The 20,217-nt window shown below is 70.1% G+C and carries 20 protein-coding genes; 8 read left to right on the plus strand and 12 right to left on the minus strand.

All coding sequences use genetic code 11. The features are described from left to right. Positions 1-42 precede the first annotated feature (42 nt). Positions 43-2,430: a ribonucleoside-diphosphate reductase subunit alpha gene (locus OG331_RS18220; RefSeq protein WP_406197439.1), complete on the plus strand. Its 2,388-nt coding sequence runs from the start codon at positions 43-45 to the stop codon at positions 2,428-2,430. Beyond that, entirely contained in the window at positions 2,430-3,443 is a 1,014-nt protein-coding gene (locus tag OG331_RS18225; RefSeq protein WP_406197441.1) for a ribonucleotide-diphosphate reductase subunit beta, read from the plus strand. Before OG331_RS18220 ends, OG331_RS18225 begins: the two co-directional genes overlap by 1 nt. On the opposite strand, the gene OG331_RS18230 is transcribed toward OG331_RS18225, so the two are convergent. Next, positions 3,356-3,595: a hypothetical protein gene (locus tag OG331_RS18230; protein WP_406197443.1), complete on the minus strand. Its 240-nt coding sequence runs from the start codon at positions 3,593-3,595 to the stop codon at positions 3,356-3,358. The two genes, OG331_RS18225 and OG331_RS18230, sit on opposite strands and share 88 nt — an antisense overlap. 92 nt (positions 3,596-3,687) lie before the next feature. On the opposite strand from OG331_RS18230, the gene OG331_RS18235 reads away from it, so the two are divergent. After that, positions 3,688-4,653 (plus strand): helix-turn-helix domain-containing protein, encoded by a 966-nt coding sequence (locus OG331_RS18235; RefSeq protein WP_362380619.1) that lies wholly within the window; start codon positions 3,688-3,690, stop codon positions 4,651-4,653. Between the two features lie 33 nt (positions 4,654-4,686). On the opposite strand, the gene OG331_RS18240 is transcribed toward OG331_RS18235, so the two are convergent. From OG331_RS18240 to OG331_RS18285, 10 genes are all read right to left on the minus strand, one after another. Next, positions 4,687-6,066 (minus strand): cytochrome P450, encoded by a 1,380-nt coding sequence (locus OG331_RS18240; protein WP_406197445.1) that lies wholly within the window; start codon positions 6,064-6,066, stop codon positions 4,687-4,689. Continuing rightward, on the minus strand, positions 6,063-7,148 hold the full coding sequence (cyc1, locus tag OG331_RS18245; RefSeq protein WP_406210092.1) for an epi-isozizaene synthase: 1,086 nt from the start codon (positions 7,146-7,148) through the stop codon (positions 6,063-6,065). The genes OG331_RS18240 and cyc1 overlap by 4 nt, the downstream gene beginning before the upstream one ends. Before the next feature lie 301 nt (positions 7,149-7,449). Beyond that, on the minus strand, positions 7,450-8,100 hold the full coding sequence (gene def / locus OG331_RS18250; RefSeq protein WP_406197448.1) for a peptide deformylase: 651 nt from the start codon (positions 8,098-8,100) through the stop codon (positions 7,450-7,452). Between the two features lie 129 nt (positions 8,101-8,229). After that, positions 8,230-9,210, minus strand: a complete 981-nt coding sequence (locus OG331_RS18255) for a tetratricopeptide repeat protein (protein WP_406197451.1) — start codon at positions 9,208-9,210, stop codon at positions 8,230-8,232. 109 nt (positions 9,211-9,319) lie between these two features. Beyond that, positions 9,320-10,561 (minus strand): HD-GYP domain-containing protein, encoded by a 1,242-nt coding sequence (locus OG331_RS18260; protein WP_406197454.1) that lies wholly within the window; start codon positions 10,559-10,561, stop codon positions 9,320-9,322. Then, entirely contained in the window at positions 10,558-11,847 is a 1,290-nt protein-coding gene (locus tag OG331_RS18265; RefSeq protein ID WP_406197456.1) for an HD-GYP domain-containing protein, read from the minus strand. The genes OG331_RS18260 and OG331_RS18265 overlap by 4 nt, the downstream gene beginning before the upstream one ends. Before the next feature lie 108 nt (positions 11,848-11,955). Then, the gene (gene rsrA, locus OG331_RS18270; RefSeq protein WP_328879414.1) at positions 11,956-12,258 is read right to left on the minus strand and encodes a mycothiol system anti-sigma-R factor; all 303 of its coding nucleotides are present in this window, start codon (positions 12,256-12,258) and stop codon (positions 11,956-11,958) included. Then, complete coding sequence (gene sigR / locus OG331_RS18275; RefSeq protein WP_406197458.1) at positions 12,255-12,950, minus strand: RNA polymerase sigma factor SigR; 696 nt, start codon at positions 12,948-12,950, stop codon at positions 12,255-12,257. The genes rsrA and sigR overlap by 4 nt, the downstream gene beginning before the upstream one ends. Before the next feature lie 257 nt (positions 12,951-13,207). Then, positions 13,208-13,837: an alpha/beta family hydrolase gene (locus OG331_RS18280; RefSeq protein WP_406210096.1), complete on the minus strand. Its 630-nt coding sequence runs from the start codon at positions 13,835-13,837 to the stop codon at positions 13,208-13,210. Positions 13,838-13,925: 88 nt separating this feature from the next. Beyond that, positions 13,926-14,741 (minus strand): SOS response-associated peptidase, encoded by an 816-nt coding sequence (locus OG331_RS18285; RefSeq protein WP_406197461.1) that lies wholly within the window; start codon positions 14,739-14,741, stop codon positions 13,926-13,928. Positions 14,742-14,844: 103 nt separating this feature from the next. Here OG331_RS18285 and OG331_RS18290 point away from each other — a divergent pair, with 103 nt between their 5' ends. The 4 genes from OG331_RS18290 (at position 14,845) to OG331_RS18305 (ending at position 18,519) form a co-directional block, all read left to right on the plus strand. Beyond that, positions 14,845-15,567, plus strand: coding sequence for a M50 family metallopeptidase (locus OG331_RS18290; protein ID WP_406197463.1), 723 nt, complete (start codon positions 14,845-14,847; stop codon positions 15,565-15,567). Positions 15,568-15,689: 122 nt separating this feature from the next. Beyond that, complete coding sequence (gene aroA, locus OG331_RS18295; RefSeq protein ID WP_406197465.1) at positions 15,690-17,009, plus strand: 3-phosphoshikimate 1-carboxyvinyltransferase; 1,320 nt, start codon at positions 15,690-15,692, stop codon at positions 17,007-17,009. Between the two features lie 10 nt (positions 17,010-17,019). Next, positions 17,020-18,030: a ribosome small subunit-dependent GTPase A gene (rsgA, locus tag OG331_RS18300; RefSeq protein ID WP_406197467.1), complete on the plus strand. Its 1,011-nt coding sequence runs from the start codon at positions 17,020-17,022 to the stop codon at positions 18,028-18,030. A 165-nt stretch (positions 18,031-18,195) separates the two neighbouring features. Next, positions 18,196-18,519, plus strand: coding sequence for a multidrug efflux SMR transporter (locus OG331_RS18305; RefSeq protein WP_328423636.1), 324 nt, complete (start codon positions 18,196-18,198; stop codon positions 18,517-18,519). Positions 18,520-18,538: 19 nt separating this feature from the next. On the opposite strand, the gene OG331_RS18310 is transcribed toward OG331_RS18305, so the two are convergent. Then, entirely contained in the window at positions 18,539-19,150 is a 612-nt protein-coding gene (locus OG331_RS18310; RefSeq protein WP_406197470.1) for a TetR/AcrR family transcriptional regulator, read from the minus strand. Between the two features lie 188 nt (positions 19,151-19,338). Here OG331_RS18310 and hisN point away from each other — a divergent pair, with 188 nt between their 5' ends. Then, positions 19,339-20,139 carry a histidinol-phosphatase gene (hisN, locus tag OG331_RS18315; RefSeq protein WP_406197472.1) on the plus strand — a complete coding sequence of 267 codons (801 nt, stop codon included), beginning with the start codon at positions 19,339-19,341 and terminating at the stop codon, positions 20,137-20,139. The last annotated feature ends 78 nt before the right edge of the window (positions 20,140-20,217 follow it).

Here is a 20,217-nt window from a genome sequence, read left to right on the forward strand (position 1 = left end):
CCCTCGCCGAGGCCCCCGTGCCGAGCGAGGGAGAGCCCCCACGTGACCATCGCGCCAGCAGACCCGGCCTCAGCCGTTCCTACCGTCCCCACGGACGAGGACGCTCCGGGAACCGCCTTGCTGCGGACCCTGACCGAGCTGACCGCCGACCTCCCCGACGCCGACCCCGGCCGGGTCGCCGCCGCCGCGCTGCGCGGCCGGTCCGCGTTCGCGGACGAGGCGGAGCTGCGCGAGCTGGCCACCGAGGCGGCGGCCGGCCTGATCTCCGAGGACCCCGCCTACAGCAGGCTCGCCGCCCGGCTGCTGACCCTCGCCATCGCCGCCGAGGCCGCCTCGCAGGGCGTCACGTCCTTCACCGGGTCGGTCGCGGTCGGGCACCGCGAGGGCCTCATCGCCGACCGGACCGCCGAGTTCGTGCGCCTGCACGCGGCCCGCCTCGACGCCCTGGTCGACACGGACGCCGACGACCGCTTCGGCTACTTCGGGCTGCGCACCCTGCACAGCCGCTATCTCCTGCGGCACCCCATCACCCGCAAGGTCGTCGAGACGCCCCAGCACTTCATGCTGCGCGTCGCCGCCGGTCTCGCCGAGGACGACACCGCCCGGTCGGTGGACGAAGTCGCCGCGCTCTACCGGCTCATGAGCCGCCTCGACTACCTCCCCTCCTCCCCCACCCTCTTCAACTCCGGCACCCGGCACCCCCAGATGTCGTCCTGCTACCTCCTCGACTCCCCCAAGGACGAGCTGGACTCCATCTACGACCGCTACCACCAGGTCGCCCGCCTCTCCAAGCACGCCGGCGGCATCGGTCTTTCGTACTCCCGTATCCGGTCCCGGGGTTCGCTGATCCGCGGCACCAACGGGCACTCCAACGGCATCGTCCCGTTCCTGAAGACCCTCGACGCCTCGGTCGCCGCGGTGAACCAGGGCGGCCGGCGCAAGGGGGCCGCCGCGGTCTACCTGGAGACCTGGCACTCCGACATCGAGGAGTTCCTGGAGCTGCGCGACAACACCGGTGAGGACGCCCGCCGTACGCACAACCTGAACCTCGCGCACTGGATCCCGGACGAGTTCATGCGCCGGGTCAACGCCGACGAGCCGTGGTCGCTGTTCTCGCCGTCGGACGTGCCGGATCTCGTCGACCTGTGGGGCGAGGAGTTCGACGCGGCGTACCGCAAGGCGGAGGCGGCCGGGCTCGCGAAGAAGACCATCCCGGCACGTGACCTGTACGGCCGCATGATGAGCACCCTCGCGCAGACCGGCAACGGCTGGATGACCTTCAAGGACGCCGCCAACCGCACCGCCAACCAGACGGCCCTGCCGGGCCATGTCGTCCACTCCTCCAACCTCTGCACGGAGATCCTGGAGGTCACGGACGACGGGGAGACGGCGGTCTGCAACCTGGGGTCGGTCAACCTCGGCGCCTTCGTGAACACGATGACCGGCGACATCGACTGGGAGCGGCTCGACTCCACCGTCCGCACGGCCGTCACGTTCCTCGACCGTGTCGTCGACATCAACTTCTACCCGACCGAGCAGGCGGGCCGGTCGAACGCCAAGTGGCGGCCGGTCGGACTCGGCGCGATGGGGCTGCAGGACGTCTTCTTCAAACTGCGCCTGCCCTTCGACTCGGCCGAGGCGAAAGCCCTGTCCACCCGGATCGCCGAGCGCATCATGCTCGCCGCCTACGAGGCCTCCGTCGACCTGGCCGAGCGCAACGGCCCGCTGCCGGCCTGGGAGAAGACCCGTACCGCCAGGGGTGTGCTGCACCCCGACCACTACGGCGTCGAGCTGACCTGGCCGGAGCGCTGGGCGGCCCTGCGCAGCCGTATCGCCACGACCGGCATGCGCAACTCCCTCCTCCTCGCCATCGCGCCCACCGCGACCATCGCGTCGATCGCCGGTGTCTACGAGTGCATCGAGCCGCAGGTCTCCAACCTGTTCAAGCGCGAGACGCTCTCCGGCGAGTTCCTCCAGGTCAACTCCTACCTGGTCAACGAGCTCAAGGAGCTCGGCGTCTGGGACGCCCGCACCCGTGAGGCGCTGCGCGAAGCGAACGGCTCGGTGCAGGAGTTCGCCTGGATCCCCGAGGACGTACGGCGGCTCTACCGCACGGCGTGGGAGATCCCGCAGCGCGGCCTGATCGACATGGCGGCGCAGCGGACCCCGTTCCTCGACCAGGCCCAGTCCCTGAATCTGTTCCTGGAGACGCCGACCATCGGCAAGCTCTCCTCGATGTACGCGTACGCCTGGAAGTCGGGTCTGAAGACGACGTACTACCTGCGCTCGCGCCCGGCGACCCGCATCGCCCGCGCCGCCCAGGGTCAGGCCGCCCAGCCCGAGAAGACCATCCCCGTCCAGCAGGTCGCCGAGCCCGACGCCGTCGCCTGCTCCCTGGAAAACCCCGAGTCCTGCGAGGCCTGCCAGTAATGACCACCCGTAACAGCAACCTTCTCGACCCGGGCTTCGAGCTGACCCTGCGCCCCATGCGCTACCCGGACTTCTACGAGCGCTACCGGGACGCCATCAAGAACACCTGGACCGTCGAGGAGGTCGACCTCCACTCGGACGTCGCCGACCTGGCGAAGCTCTCCGAGGGCGAGCAGCACATGATCGGCCGGCTGGTCGCGTTCTTCGCGACGGGCGACTCGATCGTGGCGAACAACCTGGTGCTGACGCTGTACAAGCACATCAACTCCCCCGAGGCCCGCCTGTACCTGAGCAGGCAGCTCTTCGAGGAGGCCGTGCACGTCCAGTTCTACTTGACGCTGCTCGACACCTATCTCCCCGACCCGCAGGACCGGACGGCGGCCTTCGACGCCGTCGAGAACATCCCGTCCATCCGCGAGAAGGCCGAGTTCTGCTTCAAGTGGATCAACGAGGTCGAGAAGCTGGACCGCCTGGAGACCAAGGCCGACCGGCGTCGCTTCCTGCTCAACCTGATCTGCTTCGCGGCGTGCATCGAGGGCCTGTTCTTCTACGGCGCCTTCGCGTACGTCTACTGGTTCCGCAGCCGGGGCCTGCTGCACGGCCTCGCCACCGGCACCAACTGGGTGTTCCGCGACGAGACGATGCACATGAGCTTCGCCTTCGACGTCGTCGACACCGTCCGCAAGGAGGAGCCGGAGCTGTTCGACGACCAGCTCCAGGAGCAGGTCACCGACATGCTGAGGGAGGCCGTCGAGGCCGAGCTCCAGTTCGGGCGCGACCTGTGCGGTGACGGCCTCCCGGGCATGAACACCGAGTCGATGCGGCAGTACCTGGAGTGTGTCGCCGATCAGCGTCTGACGCGTCTCGGCTTCGCTCCGGTGTACGGCTCCGAGAACCCCTTCTCCTTCATGGAGCTGCAGGGCGTTCAGGAGTTGACCAACTTCTTCGAGCGGCGTCCGTCGGCGTACCAGGTGGCGGTGGAGGGCACCGTCGACCTGGACGAGGACTTCTGAGCCTCGGTCCTGTCGCGTTCCTGGGCCTCCCTGATCTGACGGTCGATGCGCCGGTCGCGCGCCGCGCCGATCAGTGACGGGAGGGCCAGGACGACGAACATCCCGAGGACGACGATCATGGCGAGCAGTGTCTGTGTCTGGTCTGCATTCATGACACCACTGTCGCGCCGGACACTCCTTACGAACAGTGGCAGGACTGCCGCACGCCCTCGATTTACTGCCACCTTCGAGGCACACTGGCAGCATGCTGAAAAACGTCGCCGCCGTCCTCCTCGACGGTGTACATCTCTTTGAAATGGGCGTCGTCTGCGAGGTGTTCGGCATCGATCGCAGCGACGAGGGGCTGCCCACCTACGATTTCGCGGTCGTCTCGGCGGAGGGACCGACGCTGGGCACCCATGTCGGCGGACTCACCGTCTCCACGCCGTACGGTCTGGAGCGGCTGGAGGAGGCCGACCTGATCGCGGTACCGGCCGGCCGCGAGTACGTCACCCGTGACTATCCGCCCGAGCTGCTGGACGCCCTGGTCAGGGCGGTCGACCGGGGTGCGCGGGTGCTCAGCGTGTGCTCCGGCGTCTTCGCGCTGGGCGCCGCGGGACTGCTCGACGGGCGCCGCTGCAGTGTGCACTGGCGGCACGCCGGGGAGCTGTCCCTACGGCATCCGCGGGCGATCGTCGAGCCCGACGTGCTGTACGTCGACGAGGGTCCGGTGATCACCAGCGCCGGCACCGCCGCCGGTATCGACGCCTGTCTGCACATCGTGCGGCAGGAGCAGGGGCCCGAGGTCGCCAACAAGATCGCCCGGCGCATGGTCGTGCCGCCGCACCGGGACGGCGGGCAGGCCCAGTACATCGAGCGCCCGCTGCCCCGCTCCCACTGCGACACGGTCGGCGAGGTGCTGGCGTGGATGGAACGGCACCTCGACGAGGACGTCACCGTCGAGCAGCTCGCCGAGCGTGCGCTGATGTCCCCGCGCACCTTCGCCCGCCGCTTCCAGCAGGAGACCGGCACGACTCCCTACCGCTGGATCCTGCGCCAACGCGTGCTGCTGGCGCAGGAGTTGCTGGAGGCGACGGACGAGACGGTGGACGCGATCGCGAGTCGAACAGGGTTCGGAACCGCGGCCGCGCTGCGCCACCAGTTCGTACGTGCCCTGGGGACGACCCCGAACGCCTACCGAAGGACGTTCCAGGGGCCGAGCGCCGCGTGAGCCGTCCCCGGCGGCACCGGTGCCCCGGCGGCACTAGTCCCTCGGCACCGGCCTCAGGAGCAGCTTGTGCGGGCGGAGCGTGATGCCCACACGGGTCGCGTCGTTCGAACCGGACACCTGCTCGAAGCGGTACTTCGTGGCCAGCGCCGCCGTGATCAGCGTCAGCTGTGCCATCGAGAAGTGGTCGCTCGGGCACTTGCGGTTGCCCACGCTGAACGGGCTCATGGCGTACTTGGGCACATCCTTGACGCGGTCCGGAAGCCAGCGGTCCGGGTCGAACTCAAGGTTGTCCGCGTACGACTTCGCGTCGCGCTGTATCGCGTAGGGGCTGTAGATGATGTCGGCCCCGGCCGGAATGCGATAGCCACCAAGTGACGTATCGGTCACCGCCCGTCGCGTCAGAATCCAGACCGCGGGGCGCAAACGCATCGCCTCCACGACGACATTGTTCGTGTGCCGGAGGCTGCGGACGTCCTCGAATGCCACGGGCCGCCCGCCGGTGACGGATTCGACCTCCGCGCACACCTTGTCCGCCTGTTCCGGATGTTCCGCGAGCACATGCAGGAGCCACATGATCGTGGAGGCCACGGTTTCGCTGCCGGGCGTGACAATCGCGACGACCTGGTCGTGGATCTCCTGTTCCCCGATGGGGTCGCCATTCTCGTCCTTCGCCTCCAGCAATGCCGTCAGCAAATCGTCCGGCTTTTGACCGGATGCCCGGCGTTCGGCGACGATCTCGTCGACGAGGAGATGCAAATCGGCCAGCGCGCGGTTGAATTCGCGGTTGGGCGGGAGAGGCAGCTTGTACAGCGGCCCGAGCGGGATCACCATCCGCCGGTACATGCCCCGGAAGACCGTGGCGAGCGCGTTGCACAGCCGCTCGGCCCGCTCGTCCATGTAGTCGCCGCGCAGCAGACAGCGGGCGGCGATGCGCACGGCGATCCGGAACGACTCGGAGGTGCAGTCGACGGTCTCGCCGGGCTTCCAGCGCTCGGCCAGTCCATGCGCCTCCTCCTCCATGATCGGCCCGTACGCGGGGATCGCGTCGAGCCGGAAGGCGGGTTGGATGGTGCGCCGCTGACGCCGGTGCCGGGGGCCGTTCGCGGTGGCCACGCCCTCCTTGCCGAGCAGTCCTTCCAGGGACTCCCACAGCGGCCCGTCGATCTTGAAGTCGGTGCTCAGTGCCAGGGCGCCGGTGAGGTCCGGCGTGGTGACGGCGTACACCGTCTTCGGGCCGAGCCTGAGGCGGACGACGTCGCCGTGCCTCCTGAGCGCTGCCATGAACGCCAGCGGATCTCGGGCCAGCTTCCAGCCATGGCCGAGAAGCGGAATTCCGCCGCCCGCAAGGGGCGGCTCACGCAGTTCCGAAGCCTCACGGGGCTGGGCTTCGGGACGGACGGACTCGACGGTCATTTCTCACCTGCCGCTTCGTTGTTGACGTACGGGGGCGTGGACCGGTCGTCCCAGCTGTCGACCATGTACCGGCCGGACTCGTGGTGGAACCAGTAGACCGAGCTGAACCAGTTGCGCATATTGCAGACGCAGGCACGCACGGCGGCGCTTATTTCCTTTCCCGACACCGTGCCGTCGGCCAGGGAGTCGGCGAATTCCAGAGCCTCACGCTCGGCCACCTGGAAATCGGATATGGACCCCTCGACCCGTCGCCTGACTTCCGTCACCGCTTCTTCCAGAGTCAGTCCGTCGTGTTTGACGAGGCTGATTCCGAGGTTGTGCACCTCGTCGCCCGCGATTTCTTTGGGAAGCGAGCAGAGGTCGTTGTACCAGGCGGCAAATTCCTGGCTGAGTAACGCCGCCCGCCGATATGCCTGGTGTTTCCGAACGGCATCCGGCAGTTCCAGCCCCGCGGCCGGCTCCAGCAGGTCGGTCCAGATCCAGTGCGCGAAGGTGAGCCGACGCAACGCCAGGTATTCCTCGACCGAGGGGATAATTCCTTGGGTGCGGTTACGGAATTCCCGGTCGTACGCCTCGATCACCGTGTGGAAGTGCCGGGCGAACCGGGCGTTCCAGGTGCCGGGCAGGAACGAGTACAGCCGCACCATGCTGTCCGCGAACCCCGCGACCAGCGGGTCCTCGTGGTGCAGATGGTCCTCGGGTGAGTCGAGTGCCGCGTGCAGACGGAACCGCAGCCGTCGCCAGGCCGCCGGGCGGCGGTGGACGATGTCACGGTCGTGCCGGTCGTCCCAGACGAAGAACCACGCGCTGTAGTCGGCTATCGCCTGGAGTACGCCCTCGGGGGCGCCAATGTAGTACCCCGCCATGAGGTCCGTGTAGCACAGTCCGTCGGCATATTCCTCGACCTTGTCGGCCGGCATCAGCCGCTTTTCGAGCAGCCAGGTGCGGGTCTTCTCCTGGAGCCTGGGCCAATACGGATGGAGTTGCCTGGGAAACGCTGATTCGATCACCGGAAGGGAGAGTGCTGGTGGAACCGGGACCGCCGTCGGTGTCGATGTGGTGCTGTGTGAGAAAGCATGCACGAACAAACCCCTCTCAGCCGCCAGTTGTGTAGTTGTGCACGCCCCCTCCCGCTGTACCGGGCGTGCGCCGTTGCGTATCCCCGCACTTCCATTCAGCACCACAACTGACCGATCTGGGAACGGATTTGCTTCATTCACTACCCCAGGGTGCCGAGAATCTCCCCCTATGTGACTGAATTTGGATCACTGAATCGCATGTATGGGATCGAACGTGCGACGGACATGCGAACGGCGCCTGGTCAGGAAGGTGAAGCTGAACAGGCGCCGTGCGCAAGGGACTTGTGGGGCCTACGGGCAGGCCTCAGTCGTTCGCGACCACAGGGTAGCGGGGCTCGTTCTCGGCCATCTGCCGCAGCGCGTCCTTGCGCTCGCGCTTGGAGAGACGGTCGATGTAGAGGTACCCGTACAGGTGGTCGGTCTCGTGCTGCAAACACCGAGCGAAGTAGCCGGTGCCGCGCACCTTGATCGGGTTGCCCTTCTCGTCCTGGCCGGTGACCTCGGCGTAGTCGGGCCGGGCGAGCGGCGCGTACGCGGTCGGCACGGACAGGCAGCCCTCGTTGCTGTCGTCCAGGCGGCGCTGCTCGGCGGGGAGGTCGACGAGCTTCGGGTTGCACACGACACCGACGTGCCGCTTGCCCTCGTCGTCCATGCAGTCGTAGACGAAGACCTTCGCGTCGACGCCGATCTGGTTGGCGGCGAGCCCGACACCCTCGGCGGTGCGCTGCGAGGCGAACATGTCCGCGACCAGCTGGTCCAGCTCGGCGCCGAACTCGGTGACGTCCTTGCACTCCTTGTGCAGCACCGGGTTCCCCACGACGGTGATCGGCCGCGACGTGCCCCGCTCATGCCAGGCGTTCTCGCGCTCCTCCGTGTCCTCGGTGTCGACGACGAAACCCTCGTCATCCACGGGGAGCACGCCCGCGTGCTGCTGCTCGGTGTCCTGCTGGGCCATGACCGACGTATGCCTTCCTCAGAAAAACGGGGGGGTGTATCGCTGATACAGGGTACGGCGAACGCGCCCCGACAGGGGCGCGAGGAACTGCGCGACCAGCCACGACGAGCCCGCAGCCGGCCGCGATCGCTAGCAGACCTCTTCGAGATCCCGCCAATCCCGCGAATCCGGACTGTCGGCAACCCACCCGTCCAGCAACCCCCGGACCAGCGCAGCCGGCGCAGCCACCCCGCACTCGCGCTCCGGCACCCACAGCTGCCCGTCGGTCCGGTGCCCCAGCGGACCGGGGTGACCCGGCTCACTGTGGTCGTGCGGATCGAGATGCTCCCCGTCGCCCTCGTCCGACGGCATCCGCGACTCGGAGCACATCCGGCACAGCAGCCGCACCGAGGAGGACCAGTCCTCCGCGGCGAACCCGGCGTCCGCGGCGAGCTGCTCCAGCGCGTCCCGGTCGGCCTCGGTGGCGGCCTCCAGGAGGACCACCCAGGTGGGCACCGGCGAGGGCGCCCACAGCTCGATCTCGTCGAAGACGGGGTAGGCGTGCCCGGCGGACGTGGTCCGCTCGCCGTGCGGCACCCCGTCGTGCAGCACGACCTCGCCCCAGCGCCGCCCCGAGGACGGCAGCGGGATCGACAGCACCTCGATCCGGGCGGGGTCCAGTCGCCGCCCCCACACGACCTCGGCCTCCCCTTCCGGGGACAGCCGTACGGCCGCGCTGCCCAGGTCCATCCCGACCGGCTCGCCGGAGTCGGTCGCACTGCCGGGCACCCGCAGCCCGTAGGCCTGCCAGGCCCGCCGGGCCAGCGGCCAGTCCTGCAGGGCGGTGGCCGCGATGCCGACGTTCCACCAGTCGGGCGCCCCGGTCTCCCGGTCGAGCAGCGCCACGGCCCGCAGCCCGGCCGCCCGGGCCTGCTCCCAGTCGTGCCGGAACTTGTGCAGCAGCGCGAGGTTGAACCAGGACTCCGAAAGCCAGGGCTCCAGATCGGCGGCACGTGTCAACAGCGCGCCCGCATCCTCGTACCGGCCGTCGCCGATGAGCGTGAACGCCCGGTCGGTGGCCTGCCGCCAGGAGGCGGAGGGCCGGTGCCGTCCCTTGCCGAAGATCCTCACGATTCCCGCCTGCCAGTTCCGTGGAGTGGGCTGGCTAGTGCTCGCCCCCGGACACACTCTCATTCGCATCCAACCACGTACGGCTGGAAGGGCGCTCATTACCCATGGGTTACCCAGCCACAGGGGGTGTAAGACAGTCTCTCGACAGCACCCGTGCGAGCGACCCCACCACCTCCGGCGCATAGTCATCGGCGGTGCCCAGCCGCAGTTCCTCCAGCGCCTTCAGCGGCCCGCCGGGCCCTGCCTCCCGCGCCTTCTCCTCGTAGGCGTTGACCGCCCGCACGATCCGCGCGGCGACCGGCTGCTCCGGGCAGGGGTCGGCGATCCGCTCCACGACCATCGCCACCTGCGGGTTCACCCCCGTCTGCCGTACGACGGCCCCGCCGAGCAGCGCGATCCGCCGCTGTTCCGCGGCGGGCAGCCCCGCGGTGGCCCCGGCCGGCACCGGGTCGACCAGGCTGAGCTGCCCGATGTCGTGCATGAGGGCGGCGTACTCCAGCACGGTGAGCTCGGCCTCGGACAGGCCGAGGTCCCGCCCCACCTCCCGGCTGAGCGCGGCGACGCGGCGGGCATGTCCGGCCGGTGTGTACCCGGCGATCTCGGTGGCCCTGGCCAGGGAGGCGATGGTCTGCCGGTAGGTGGCCCGGACGGCGGCGTACCGGCGCAGGGACATCTGGGTGAGCAGCAGCGGGAGCGAGAAGACGGGCAGCGCCCACAGCCCGGCGACGGCGACCGCGAGCGCCATCACGGCGCCCGTCGCGCAGACGGCCGAACCGATCCCGAGGGTCGCCCGCAGCTCGTCCCGCAGGAGCGGCCCGAACGGCCACCGGGTGCGGCAGCGGGCCAGCGCTGCGGCGAGCAGGGCGTCGCACAGGGCGGTGAGGGTGAGGATCGCGAGCAGGACGAGGGCGTAGGCGGTGCCCCAGCCGTGGAACGTGCCCTGGTTGTACAGGGGTTGGAAGCAGACGGCGGCGAAGCCGACGGTGAGCACGCGCCGGGCCAGGTGGTCGAGCACGGGCCGGCCGCGCGCGATGTGCGGCACGCTGCCGAGGAGCGAGGCGGCCAGGACGACGCTGAGGACCTGCGCGACGCCGTGCTCGGTGGGCCGACCGCCGTTCGCCCCCAGCAGGGCGTACGACAGCGCGGCGGCGGCCCCGAGCGGTGCGGCCTCCCGGCCCTCCGCCGCCGTCCACCGGGTGAGCTCGCCCAGGGCGACGAGAACCCCGAAGGCGAGCGCCGTGCCACGTTCGTCGAGGCCGCTCCACAGGGTGGTGAGCAGGCACACGGTGGCGAGGAGGGCGGCGCAGGCATGGACGATGCCGAGCAGGAGGGGCGGTCTCGGGGCGCTCATCGGTGTGCCCCCGGCGCACTGGCGACCGGCGGGCGCGGAGGACGCCCGGAGGCTTCGTCGGCGGTCACGGCGGGATGCCATCCGTGCCGGTCCACGGCCCTGACGAGGGCGGTGACCATGCGGGGGTCGAACTGCGAACCGGCGCACTTCTCCAGCTCCCGCAGCGCGACGGGCACCGGCCGGGCCCGCGAGTACGACCGGTTGGACGTCATCGCGTCGAAGGCGTCCGCGACCGCCACCACCCGTGCCGGCTCCGGGATCTGGCTCCCCATCAGCCCGTAGGGGTACCCGCTGCCGTCCAGCCGCTCATGGTGATGCAGTACGGCGGCCCGGGCCTCGCCGAGGAAGGAGATCCCGCGGACCATCTCGTGTCCGTACTCGGGGTGCAGTTCGATGACCCGCCGCTCCTCGGGCGTGAGCGGCCCGTCCTTGCGCAGCAGCCGCGTGGGCACTCCGAGCTTCCCGACGTCGTGCAGGATCCCGGCGAAGCGGAGCACCTCGACGCGTTCGTCGGCCATGCCCAGCTCGCGCGCGATCATCATCGAGGCCTGTCCGACGCGCTCGCTGTGGCCGCGGGTGTAGCCGTCCTTGATGTCGACGGCCTGCACGAGCGCCCGGATGGTCGCCTGGTGGGCCGCGCGTTCCCGGTGGTACTGGGCGAACATCCACCACGACACGCACATCGGCAGCAGCACGAGCAGGGCGGCGACGGGGCCGTACGGACTGCGCCACAGCACGGCCATCATCAGCCCGGCCAGACCGTGCACGGTGATCGGCGCGAGCGACCGCAGGAACAGCCCGCGCCAGGCCCGCCGCGCGTGCACGCGGTCGGCGAGCGTCAGGATCCCGCCGTCGAGCGCGGTCAGGACCAGGCAGAACGCCAGCACCGCGGCTCCGGCGGGCGCGAGCGCGTACGGGAAGTCGGACGCCTGTACGGCGTCGTGCTCACCGAGCGCCCAGTGCACCCGGGCGGCCACCCACACCGCGATCACGAGCTGCGCCGCCCGCCACACCCGTCGCAGCAGGTGCGGCCGGCCGGCGACCGAGGCGATCAGCGCCCCCGGCACCGCGACCAGTGCGGCGGCGGAGGGCGGCAGCAGGAAGGCCCCGGCGAGAAGCACGGGATAGAACGAACCGGACAGCCGCGCGCCCCCGGCATAGAGCGCGGCGAGCAGCACCGGCGCCCACCAGGGGGTGCGCGTCGACGGCAGCGTGTGCAGACAGAACAGGGCGCCGAGGGCGACGCAGACGACGTAGCCACGAACCCGTGTGGGTGTCGCCTCCATAACGCCCCTCCCCGGCAACGCGCTTCAAGCACGGGACCCTAGGGCGGGCAGGGGAGGTCCGCAGTCTTATGACAGCGGGATTAGCACGTTCGAGTGACGGCCGTGCGTTCAGGATTCCTGCGGCGTCGCCGTCACGTCGTGGTCGGGCACGGCCTGACCCGAGCGGATCAGGTCGATCCGCCCCATGACCTTGGCGCGCAGATCCGTCGGCACGTCGTCATGGCCGCAGCAGCGCTTGACGAGCTTCTTCACGGCCTCTTCGAGGCCGTACTTCTCGAGGCACGGCGAGCACTCCCGGAAGTGCTGCTTGAACTTGTCGCGATCGACGTCCGGCATCTCACTGTCGAGGAACTCGTAGAGATGATCGAGTACCTCACTGCAGTCCGTCTCGTGCGGCTCTCCGCAGCTCATGAGCCCGAGCCTTTCGCTTCGTTCGACTCTCCGGCACCGGCCGGGACGAGCCCGCGCTCACGGGCGTAGTCCTCGAGCATGCCGCGCAGTTGGCGGCGGCCCCGGTGCAGCCGGGACATCACCGTACCGATGGGTGTCCCCATGATGTCCGCGATCTCCTTGTACGCAAAGCCCTCAACGTCGGCGAGGTACACGGCGATGCGGAATTCCTCGGGGATCGCCTGGAGCGCTTCCTTCACGTCCGAGTCGGGCAGATGGTCGAGCGCCTGCGACTCCGCGGAGCGCAAGCCCGTCGACATGTGCGACTCGGCGCGGGCGAGCTGCCAGTCCTCGATCTCCTCGGCCGCGGAGCGCTGGGGTTCGCGCTGCTTCTTGCGGTACGAGTTGATGAAGGTGTTGGTGAGGATCCGGTACAGCCACGCCTTCAGGTTGGTGCCCTCGCGGAACTGGTGGAAGGACGCGTACGCCTTCGCGTAGGTCTCCTGCACCAGGTCCTCGGCGTCGGCAGGGTTGCGTGTCATGCGCAGCGCGGCCGAGTACATCTGGTCGAGGAATTCCAGCGCGTCCCGCTCGAAGCGCGCGCTGCGCTCGGCGGTCGACTCCGCGGCCGTGTCCCCGCTCATGCCCTGGCCCTCGGGCTGCTCCGCCTGGCCGTTGTCGGTCCCTGCGTCGGTACCGGGAACCGGACCCACCTCCTCAAGATTCCGGGCAGGGCCGAATCCGGACCCACCTGAATCGGAGGATAGACGACCTGCCGTACCTGCCGCCCCTCGAATAGGAGCGGTCCTGGCCGCATGCAGCACCGTCCACTCCAGGTCAGCGCGGCTGCCGGCGGTCGGGCAGAAGGTCGAACCCATGCGGCGGACTTCCTCTCCTACGACGTGAGCGCTGCTGGTTCAGCACCGCTGTCCGCCACAACAGAGGCCGGGGCCCCGACATTCCCGAGTCTTTACCCGAGTGACCCGGCCCACTTCACAACCGCGTCCGTGACGATCGCCACGGCCTCGTCCTGATCGAGGGGCGCGCGCTTGGGCACGGCGAACCCGTGATCGCCGTACGGCACCTCGGCCAGCTCGAAGTCGCCGTCGGGGAACTCCTCCGGCTTCCCGAACGGATCGTTCCCGCCCTGGACGACCAGGGTCGGCACCCCGGCCCCGAGCAGCTCGTCGGCGCGGGACTTCTCGGGCTTGCCCGGCGGGTGCAGGGGGAAGCTCAGCGCGAGTACGGCGTGGGCGCCCAGCTCCGTGGCGGTACGGCAGGCGACGCGTGCTCCGGCGCTGCGCCCACCGGAGACCACGGGCAGCCCGGGTGCGGCGAGCGCGGGCCACAGGCCCCGCCAGCCGATGTCGAGGGTCTTGGGCGCCGGCGCCACCTTCTTGCCGGCCACCCGCCAGGGCTGCTCCACGAGAGCGACGGTCACGCCATGGGCCGGGAGGACCTGGGCGAGCGCCACGAGGTCGCGCGCCCCGATGCCGCCGCCGGCGCCGTGGCTCACCGCCAGCACCAGCCGGGCCTTCTTCGCGGGGTGCCAGGTGATGCGGGCGTCCCCGGCGTCCGTACCAATGATCTTGGTCGTCACGTCGGACTCGGTCGTCACGTCGGACTCGGTCGTCACGTCGGACTCGGTCGTCACATCGGACTCGGTCGTCACATCATCGGTCGTCACATCAGAAGAGTGTGCCCTCTTCGGGCCCCTCCAGCTCCTTGAGCAGCTCCGGGCCGTTGTTGCGGACGTTGCTGACCATCGTGGAGACGGGGTAGGCGCGCATCATCCCGGCGGGCGGCGGGTCGAGCAGCGACCGCAGCTCCTCCGGGTTCGTCCGGGCCGGGTCGAGCCAGGCGTCCCAGCGGTCCGGCGTCAGCATCAGCGGCATCCGGGGGTGGATGTCGGCCAGCGCGGACGGTCCCTCCGCGGGCGCCACCGCCAGCGGGGCCGTCTCCGCCTCCGTCGTGATCACGGAGCAGGTCACCCACCAGGCCTGCGGGTGCTCGTCGGGCAGCGTCCGGTCCCGCCAGAACTCGTACAGCCCGGCCATCGCGAACACCGAGCCGTCGGCGGGCAGCACGAAGTACGGCTGCTTGCGCGGCCGTTTCCGCTTTCCCTCGACCTCGAGGTCCCGCTCCTGCGTGCCGGTGACCCACTCGTAGTAGCCGTCGGCGGGGATGATGCAGCGCCGGGAGCTGAAGGCCCGCCGGTACGACGGCTTCTCGTGCACGGTCTCCGCACGCGCGTTGATCATCTTGAACGCGCTCTCGGGGGTCTTGGACCAGCTGGGCACCAGGCCCCACTTCAGCTTGCGCAGCTGCCGAACCGGCCGGGGGTCGCCCGCGTCTTTCAAGGGACGGTCGAGGACGACGTGAACTTCTTTGGTCGGAGCCACGTTGTAGTCCGCATCGAGGGTCTCTTCGGGCTCCCACTTCTCGATCTCAAAGATTCCTGCGAGATCCTCGGGCCCACGACTGGCCGCATACCGTCCGCACATACGTGCAACACTGCCAGGCCCGCCCGTCACCCGACCACCACCCCTCAACGACGGCGATACGCACCGACCCCTTTGACTCGCCCACAGGGAGCCACCGCCTTACATGGACAGCACCGCATCCGCCTCGCTCGCCTCCCTCTGGGACGAGGTCTCCGGTACTCAGCCCGACCCCGATCTGTGGGTGGTGACCGCCGCCCTGGTCGTCGCGCTGGCCGTCGTCGTCCCGCACCCGCTGTGGCGTCTCTCACGCAACGCCATCACCATCGCCCACGAGGGCGGCCACGGCCTGATCGCGCTGCTGACCGGCCGGACACTGACCGGCATACGCCTGCACTCCGACACCAGCGGCCTCACCGTCAGCCGCGGCAAGCCGCACGGCCTCGGCATGATCCTCACCGCGGCCGCGGGCTACACCGCTCCCCCGCTGCTGGGCCTGGGCGGCGCCGCCCTGCTGGGCGCGGGCCGGATCACGCTCCTGCTGTGGCTGGCGACGGCCCTGCTGGTGGCGATGCTGGTGATGATCCGGAACGCGTACGGGGCGCTGACGGTGTTCGTGACGGGCGGCACCTTCGTGCTGGTCTCGTGGCTCACGGGGCCTCAGGTACAGGCGGCGTTCGCGTACGTGGTGGTGTGGTTCCTGCTGGTGGGCGGGGTGCGCCCGGCGTTCGAGCTGCAGGCGAAGAGGGCGCGGGGCGGGGCGGGCGACTCGGATGCGGATCAGCTGTCGCGGTTGACGCATGCGCCGGCGGGGCTGTGGTTCTTCCTGTTCCACGCGGTGTCGTTGTGCTCGCTGATAGGTGGCGGTCGCTGGCTGCTGGGGGTCTGACAGCCGGCCTTCAGGGGCGCGGGCCTGTGCCGATGTGCGCTCCCCCACGTGGGCGCGACCAGCCCCAACGGCGCCGCACCCGAACAACGGCCTGTACAACCCCCTCCTTATAAAGTGAACCCATGGCCCAAAACCCCGCCGCCCCCACCGCCCTATGGCCCGCCCCGCACGCGAGCGGAGCCGTCGACGCGACGGTCCACGTGCCGGGGTCCAAGTCGGTCACCAACCGCGCCCTCGTCCTCGCCGCCCTGGCGAGCGAGCCCGGCTGGCTGCGCCGCCCCCTGCGTTCCCGCGACACCCTGCTGATGGCCGGCGCGCTGCGGGCGATGGGCGTCGGTATCGAGGAGGGCGTGGGCCCCGAGGGCACCGGCGAGGCCTGGCGGGTGCTCCCGGCGGGCCTGCGGGGCCCGGCCACGGTCGACGTGGGCAACGCCGGCACGGTGATGCGCTTCCTGCCGCCGGTCGCCGCGCTGGCCGACGGCCCCATCCGCTTCGACGGCGACCCCAGGTCGTACGAGCGTCCCCTGCACGGCGTGATCGACGCCCTGCGCGTCCTCGGTGCCCGGATCGACGACGACGGGCGGGGCGCGCTGCCCCTCACGGTGCACGGCGGGGGTGCGCTGGAGGGCGGCCCGGTGGAGATCGACGCCTCGTCGTCCTCCCAGTTCGTCTCGGCGCTGCTGCTCTCCGGCCCGCGCTTCAACCAGGGCGTGGAGGTCCGGCACACCGGCTCCTCCCTCCCCTCCATGCCGCACATCCGCATGACCGTCGACATGCTGCGCGCGGTCGGCGCCCAGGTCGACACCCCGGAGTCGGGCGGCGAGCCGAACGTCTGGCGGGTCACGCCGGGCGCCCTGCTCGGCCGTGACCTGACCATCGAGCCGGATCTGTCCAACGCCCAGCCGTTCCTGGCGGCGGCGCTGGTGACCGGCGGCAAGGTCCTCGTCCCGGACTGGCCGACCCGCACCACCCAGCCCGGTGACCGGCTGCGCGAGATCTTCACCGAGATGGGCGGTTCCTGCGAACTCAACGAGTACGGGCTCGTGTTCACCGGTTCGGGTGCCGTCCACGGCATCGACGTGGACCTGAGCGAGGTCGGCGAGCTCACCCCGGGCATCGCCGCGGTCGCGGCCCTCGCGGACTCACCGTCGACGCTGCGCGGCGTCGCGCACCTGCGGCTGCACGAGACGGACCGCCTGGCCGCGCTGACCAAGGAGATCAACGAACTCGGCGGCGACGTCACCGAGACCGCCGACGGTCTGCACATCCGTCCGCGCCGTCTGCACGGCGGGGTCTTCCACACCTACGAGGACCACCGCATGGCGACGGCCGGCGCGATCATCGGCCTCGCGGTCGAGGGCGTACGGATCGAGAACGTGGCGACGACGGCGAAGACCCTGCCGGACTTCACCGAACTGTGGACCGGGATGCTCGGGGCGTAGGGACAACGCTATGCGCCGCTACGGCAAGCACACCGACGAGGACGACATCCGCACCCGTCCCGGCCGTCGCAACACCCGGCCCCGTACGAACATCCGCCCCAAGCACGAGGACGCCGCGGAGGGCATGATCCTCACCGTCGACCGGGGCCGTCTGACCGTCCTCGTGGACGACCGGATCGTGATGGCCATGAAGGCCCGCGAACTGGGCCGCAAGGCCGCGGTGGTCGGTGACCGGGTGGCGCTGGTCGGCGATCTGACCGGCAAGAAGGACACCCTCGCGCGGATCGTACGCATCGAGAAGCGGACCTCCGTGCTGCGGCGGACGGCCGACGACGACGATCCCTTCGAGCGCGTGGTCGTGGCCAACGCCGACCAACTCGCCATCGTCACAGCCCTCGCCGACCCCGAGCCGCGGCCGCGGCTGATCGACCGCTGTCTGGTGGCGGCGTTCGACGGCGGCCTGGAGCCGCTGCTGGTGATGACGAAGTCGGACCTGGCCCCACCGGCCAAACTCCTTGAGCTGTACGGCGACCTGGACATCCCGTACGTCGTCACCAGCCGCGACGAGCTGGAGAACGGCGGCGCGGCGGACCGCGTACGGGAGCAACTGGGCGGCAGGGTCACGGCGTTCGTCGGTCACTCGGGCGTCGGCAAGACGACGCTGGTGAACGCGCTGGTACCGGAGGAACGCCGGCGCTCGACAGGTCATGTGAACGCGGTGACGGGCCGGGGCCGGCACACGACGACGTCCGCGCTGGCGCTGCCGCTGGCGGAGGTGGACGGCTGGGTGATCGACACCCCCGGCGTCCGCTCCTTCGGCCTGGCTCATGTCGACCCGTCCCGGGTGATCAACGCGTTCCCCGACCTGGAACCGGGAACCGAGGGCTGCCCGCGTGCGTGCAGTCATGACGAACCGGACTGCGCGTTGGACGACTGGGTGGCTCAGGGGCACGCCGATCCGGCACGGCTGTACTCGCTGCGGCGGCTGCTGGCGACGCGCGAATCCACGGAAGACGACTGAGAGGTCGACGGGGGATCGACGGAGGAAGGCGACTGACCTCCGCGTTGTTTGTCCCCCTGTAGGGCTGGTAAGGGCATAATCGCACCGAGCCGGAACCAAGCCTGACCAAAGCCTGACGAACCTGACGAAGCGGTCACAGAACGTGGGGATACGGGAGGACAGCACATGGCGTGGCTGCTGGTCATCGTGGCGGGGCTGCTCGAAACCGGGTTCGCCGTCTGCCTGAAGCTGTCGCACGGCTTCAGCCGCCTGTGGCCGACGGTCGCGTTCTGCATCTTCGCCCTCGGCAGTTTCGGACTGCTGACGCTGGCACTGAGGAAGCTGGACGTGGGGCCGGCGTACGCGGTGTGGACGGGAATCGGGGCGGCGGGTACGGCGATCTACGGGATGATCTTCCTCGGTGACATCGTGTCGACGCTGAAGATCGTGTCGATCAGCCTGGTGATCGTGGGCGTGGTCGGCCTGCAGCTGTCGGGTTCGGCGCAGTAAGCCCGGTCTCCTGCTGCGGTCAGCTCGCCAACTGCCGGTGCAGCGCGCTGCGTACGAGGTCGGCGACCCCACCCTCGCCGGGCGGGGCGGCGACGCAGGACAGGGCCAGCCTGACGACGAGTTCGCAGGAGCGGGTGAGGTCGGCGGTCTCGGACTTGTTGACGCCGGGTCCGGTGAGGACCGCAACGGCCCGGTCGCGCACCATGCCCACGAAGTCGCCGGGTGACGGGAGCGGCCCGTCGGCCCGCCGCTGGGCCGGCACGGCGGAGGAGGACGGGACGGCGGACAGTGTCGGCGAGGGCAGCCGCTCGCTCCAGCAGCCGGTGAGCATGGCGCGGACGAGGGCGTTGTCGCGGGCGAGGCCGGCGGTCCACTCCGCGGTGGCGGTGAGGCGGTCGCGGGCGTCGCTGTGGGTGGCGAGGGCGCGTTCGATGCCGGCGAGGTACCCGTCGGCCTCTCTCCTCACGAGTGCGCGGGCCAGGCCTTCCTTGCTCCCGAACTCGTTGTACAGCGTCTGCCGGGACACGCCGGCCGCGGCGGCCACGTCCACCATCCGCACGGTGGACCACGGCCTGCGCGCCAGCGCCGTGTAAGCGGCGTCCAGCAGGGATTCCCGCGCTGCAGGCATCATCGCCTCCCTGGGACGAGCGACTCTGCGCCCAGATTTGACGCGCACGGCGGCACTGTCAAGGGTTCGCGAGGGCACGCGGGGGCGCCAGTCGGCCGGGGCGCGCGGGCGCCCGTCAGGTCCCGGGTGCCGGGGAACTTGATCCACGGCCCTGTAGCCCCACCCCGACCACGACAGATAGCGTTCGTTCCATGCCGGACTACCTCGACGATCTCCGCCTCGCCCACGTCCTCGCGGACGCCGCCGACGCGTCCACCATGGACCGCTTCAAGGCACTCGACCTCAAGGTCGAGACCAAGCCGGACATGACCCCGGTGAGCGAAGCCGACAAGGCCGCCGAGGACCTCATCCGCGGGCAGCTCCAGCGAGCCCGCCCGAGAGACGCGATTCTCGGAGAGGAGTACGGCGTCGAGGGCACCGGCCCCCGCCGCTGGGTGATCGACCCGATCGACGGCACCAAGAACTACGTACGCGGCGTCCCGGTCTGGGCCACCCTCATCTCCCTGACGGAGGCCTCGGAGGGCGGCTACCAGCCGGTCGTGGGCCTCGTCTCCGCCCCCGCCCTCGGCCGCCGCTGGTGGGCCGCCAAGGGGCACGGCGCATTCACCGGCCGCAGCCTCTCCTCCGCGTCCCGCCTGCGCGTCTCCAGCGTCTCGAAGCTGTCGGACGCCTCGTTCGCGTACTCCTCGCTCAGCGGCTGGGAGGAGCAGGGGCGCCTCGACGGCTTCCTCGACCTCACGCGCGAGGTGTGGCGCACGCGCGCGTACGGCGACTTCTGGCCGTACATGATGGTCGCCGAGGGCTCGGTGGACCTGTGCGCAGAGCCCGAGCTGTCCCTGTGGGACATGGCCGCCACCGCGATCGTCGTGACGGAGGCGGGCGGCACCTTCACCGGCCTCGACGGCCGCCCCGGCCCCCACAGCGGCAACGCGGCCGCCTCGAACGGCCTGATGCACGACGAGCTCCTCGGGTACCTCAACGAGCGCTACTGAGCGCCCCCTTGTTGACCCCCTCTTTACCTGTCACTCTGAGAGTCCCCCCACTTGTGAATTTGTGAAACAATGAACAAA

It is taken from the genome of Streptomyces sp. NBC_01017 (assembly GCF_045162795.1).
In the GTDB taxonomy this organism is placed as follows: domain Bacteria; phylum Actinomycetota; class Actinomycetes; order Streptomycetales; family Streptomycetaceae; genus Streptomyces; species Streptomyces machairae.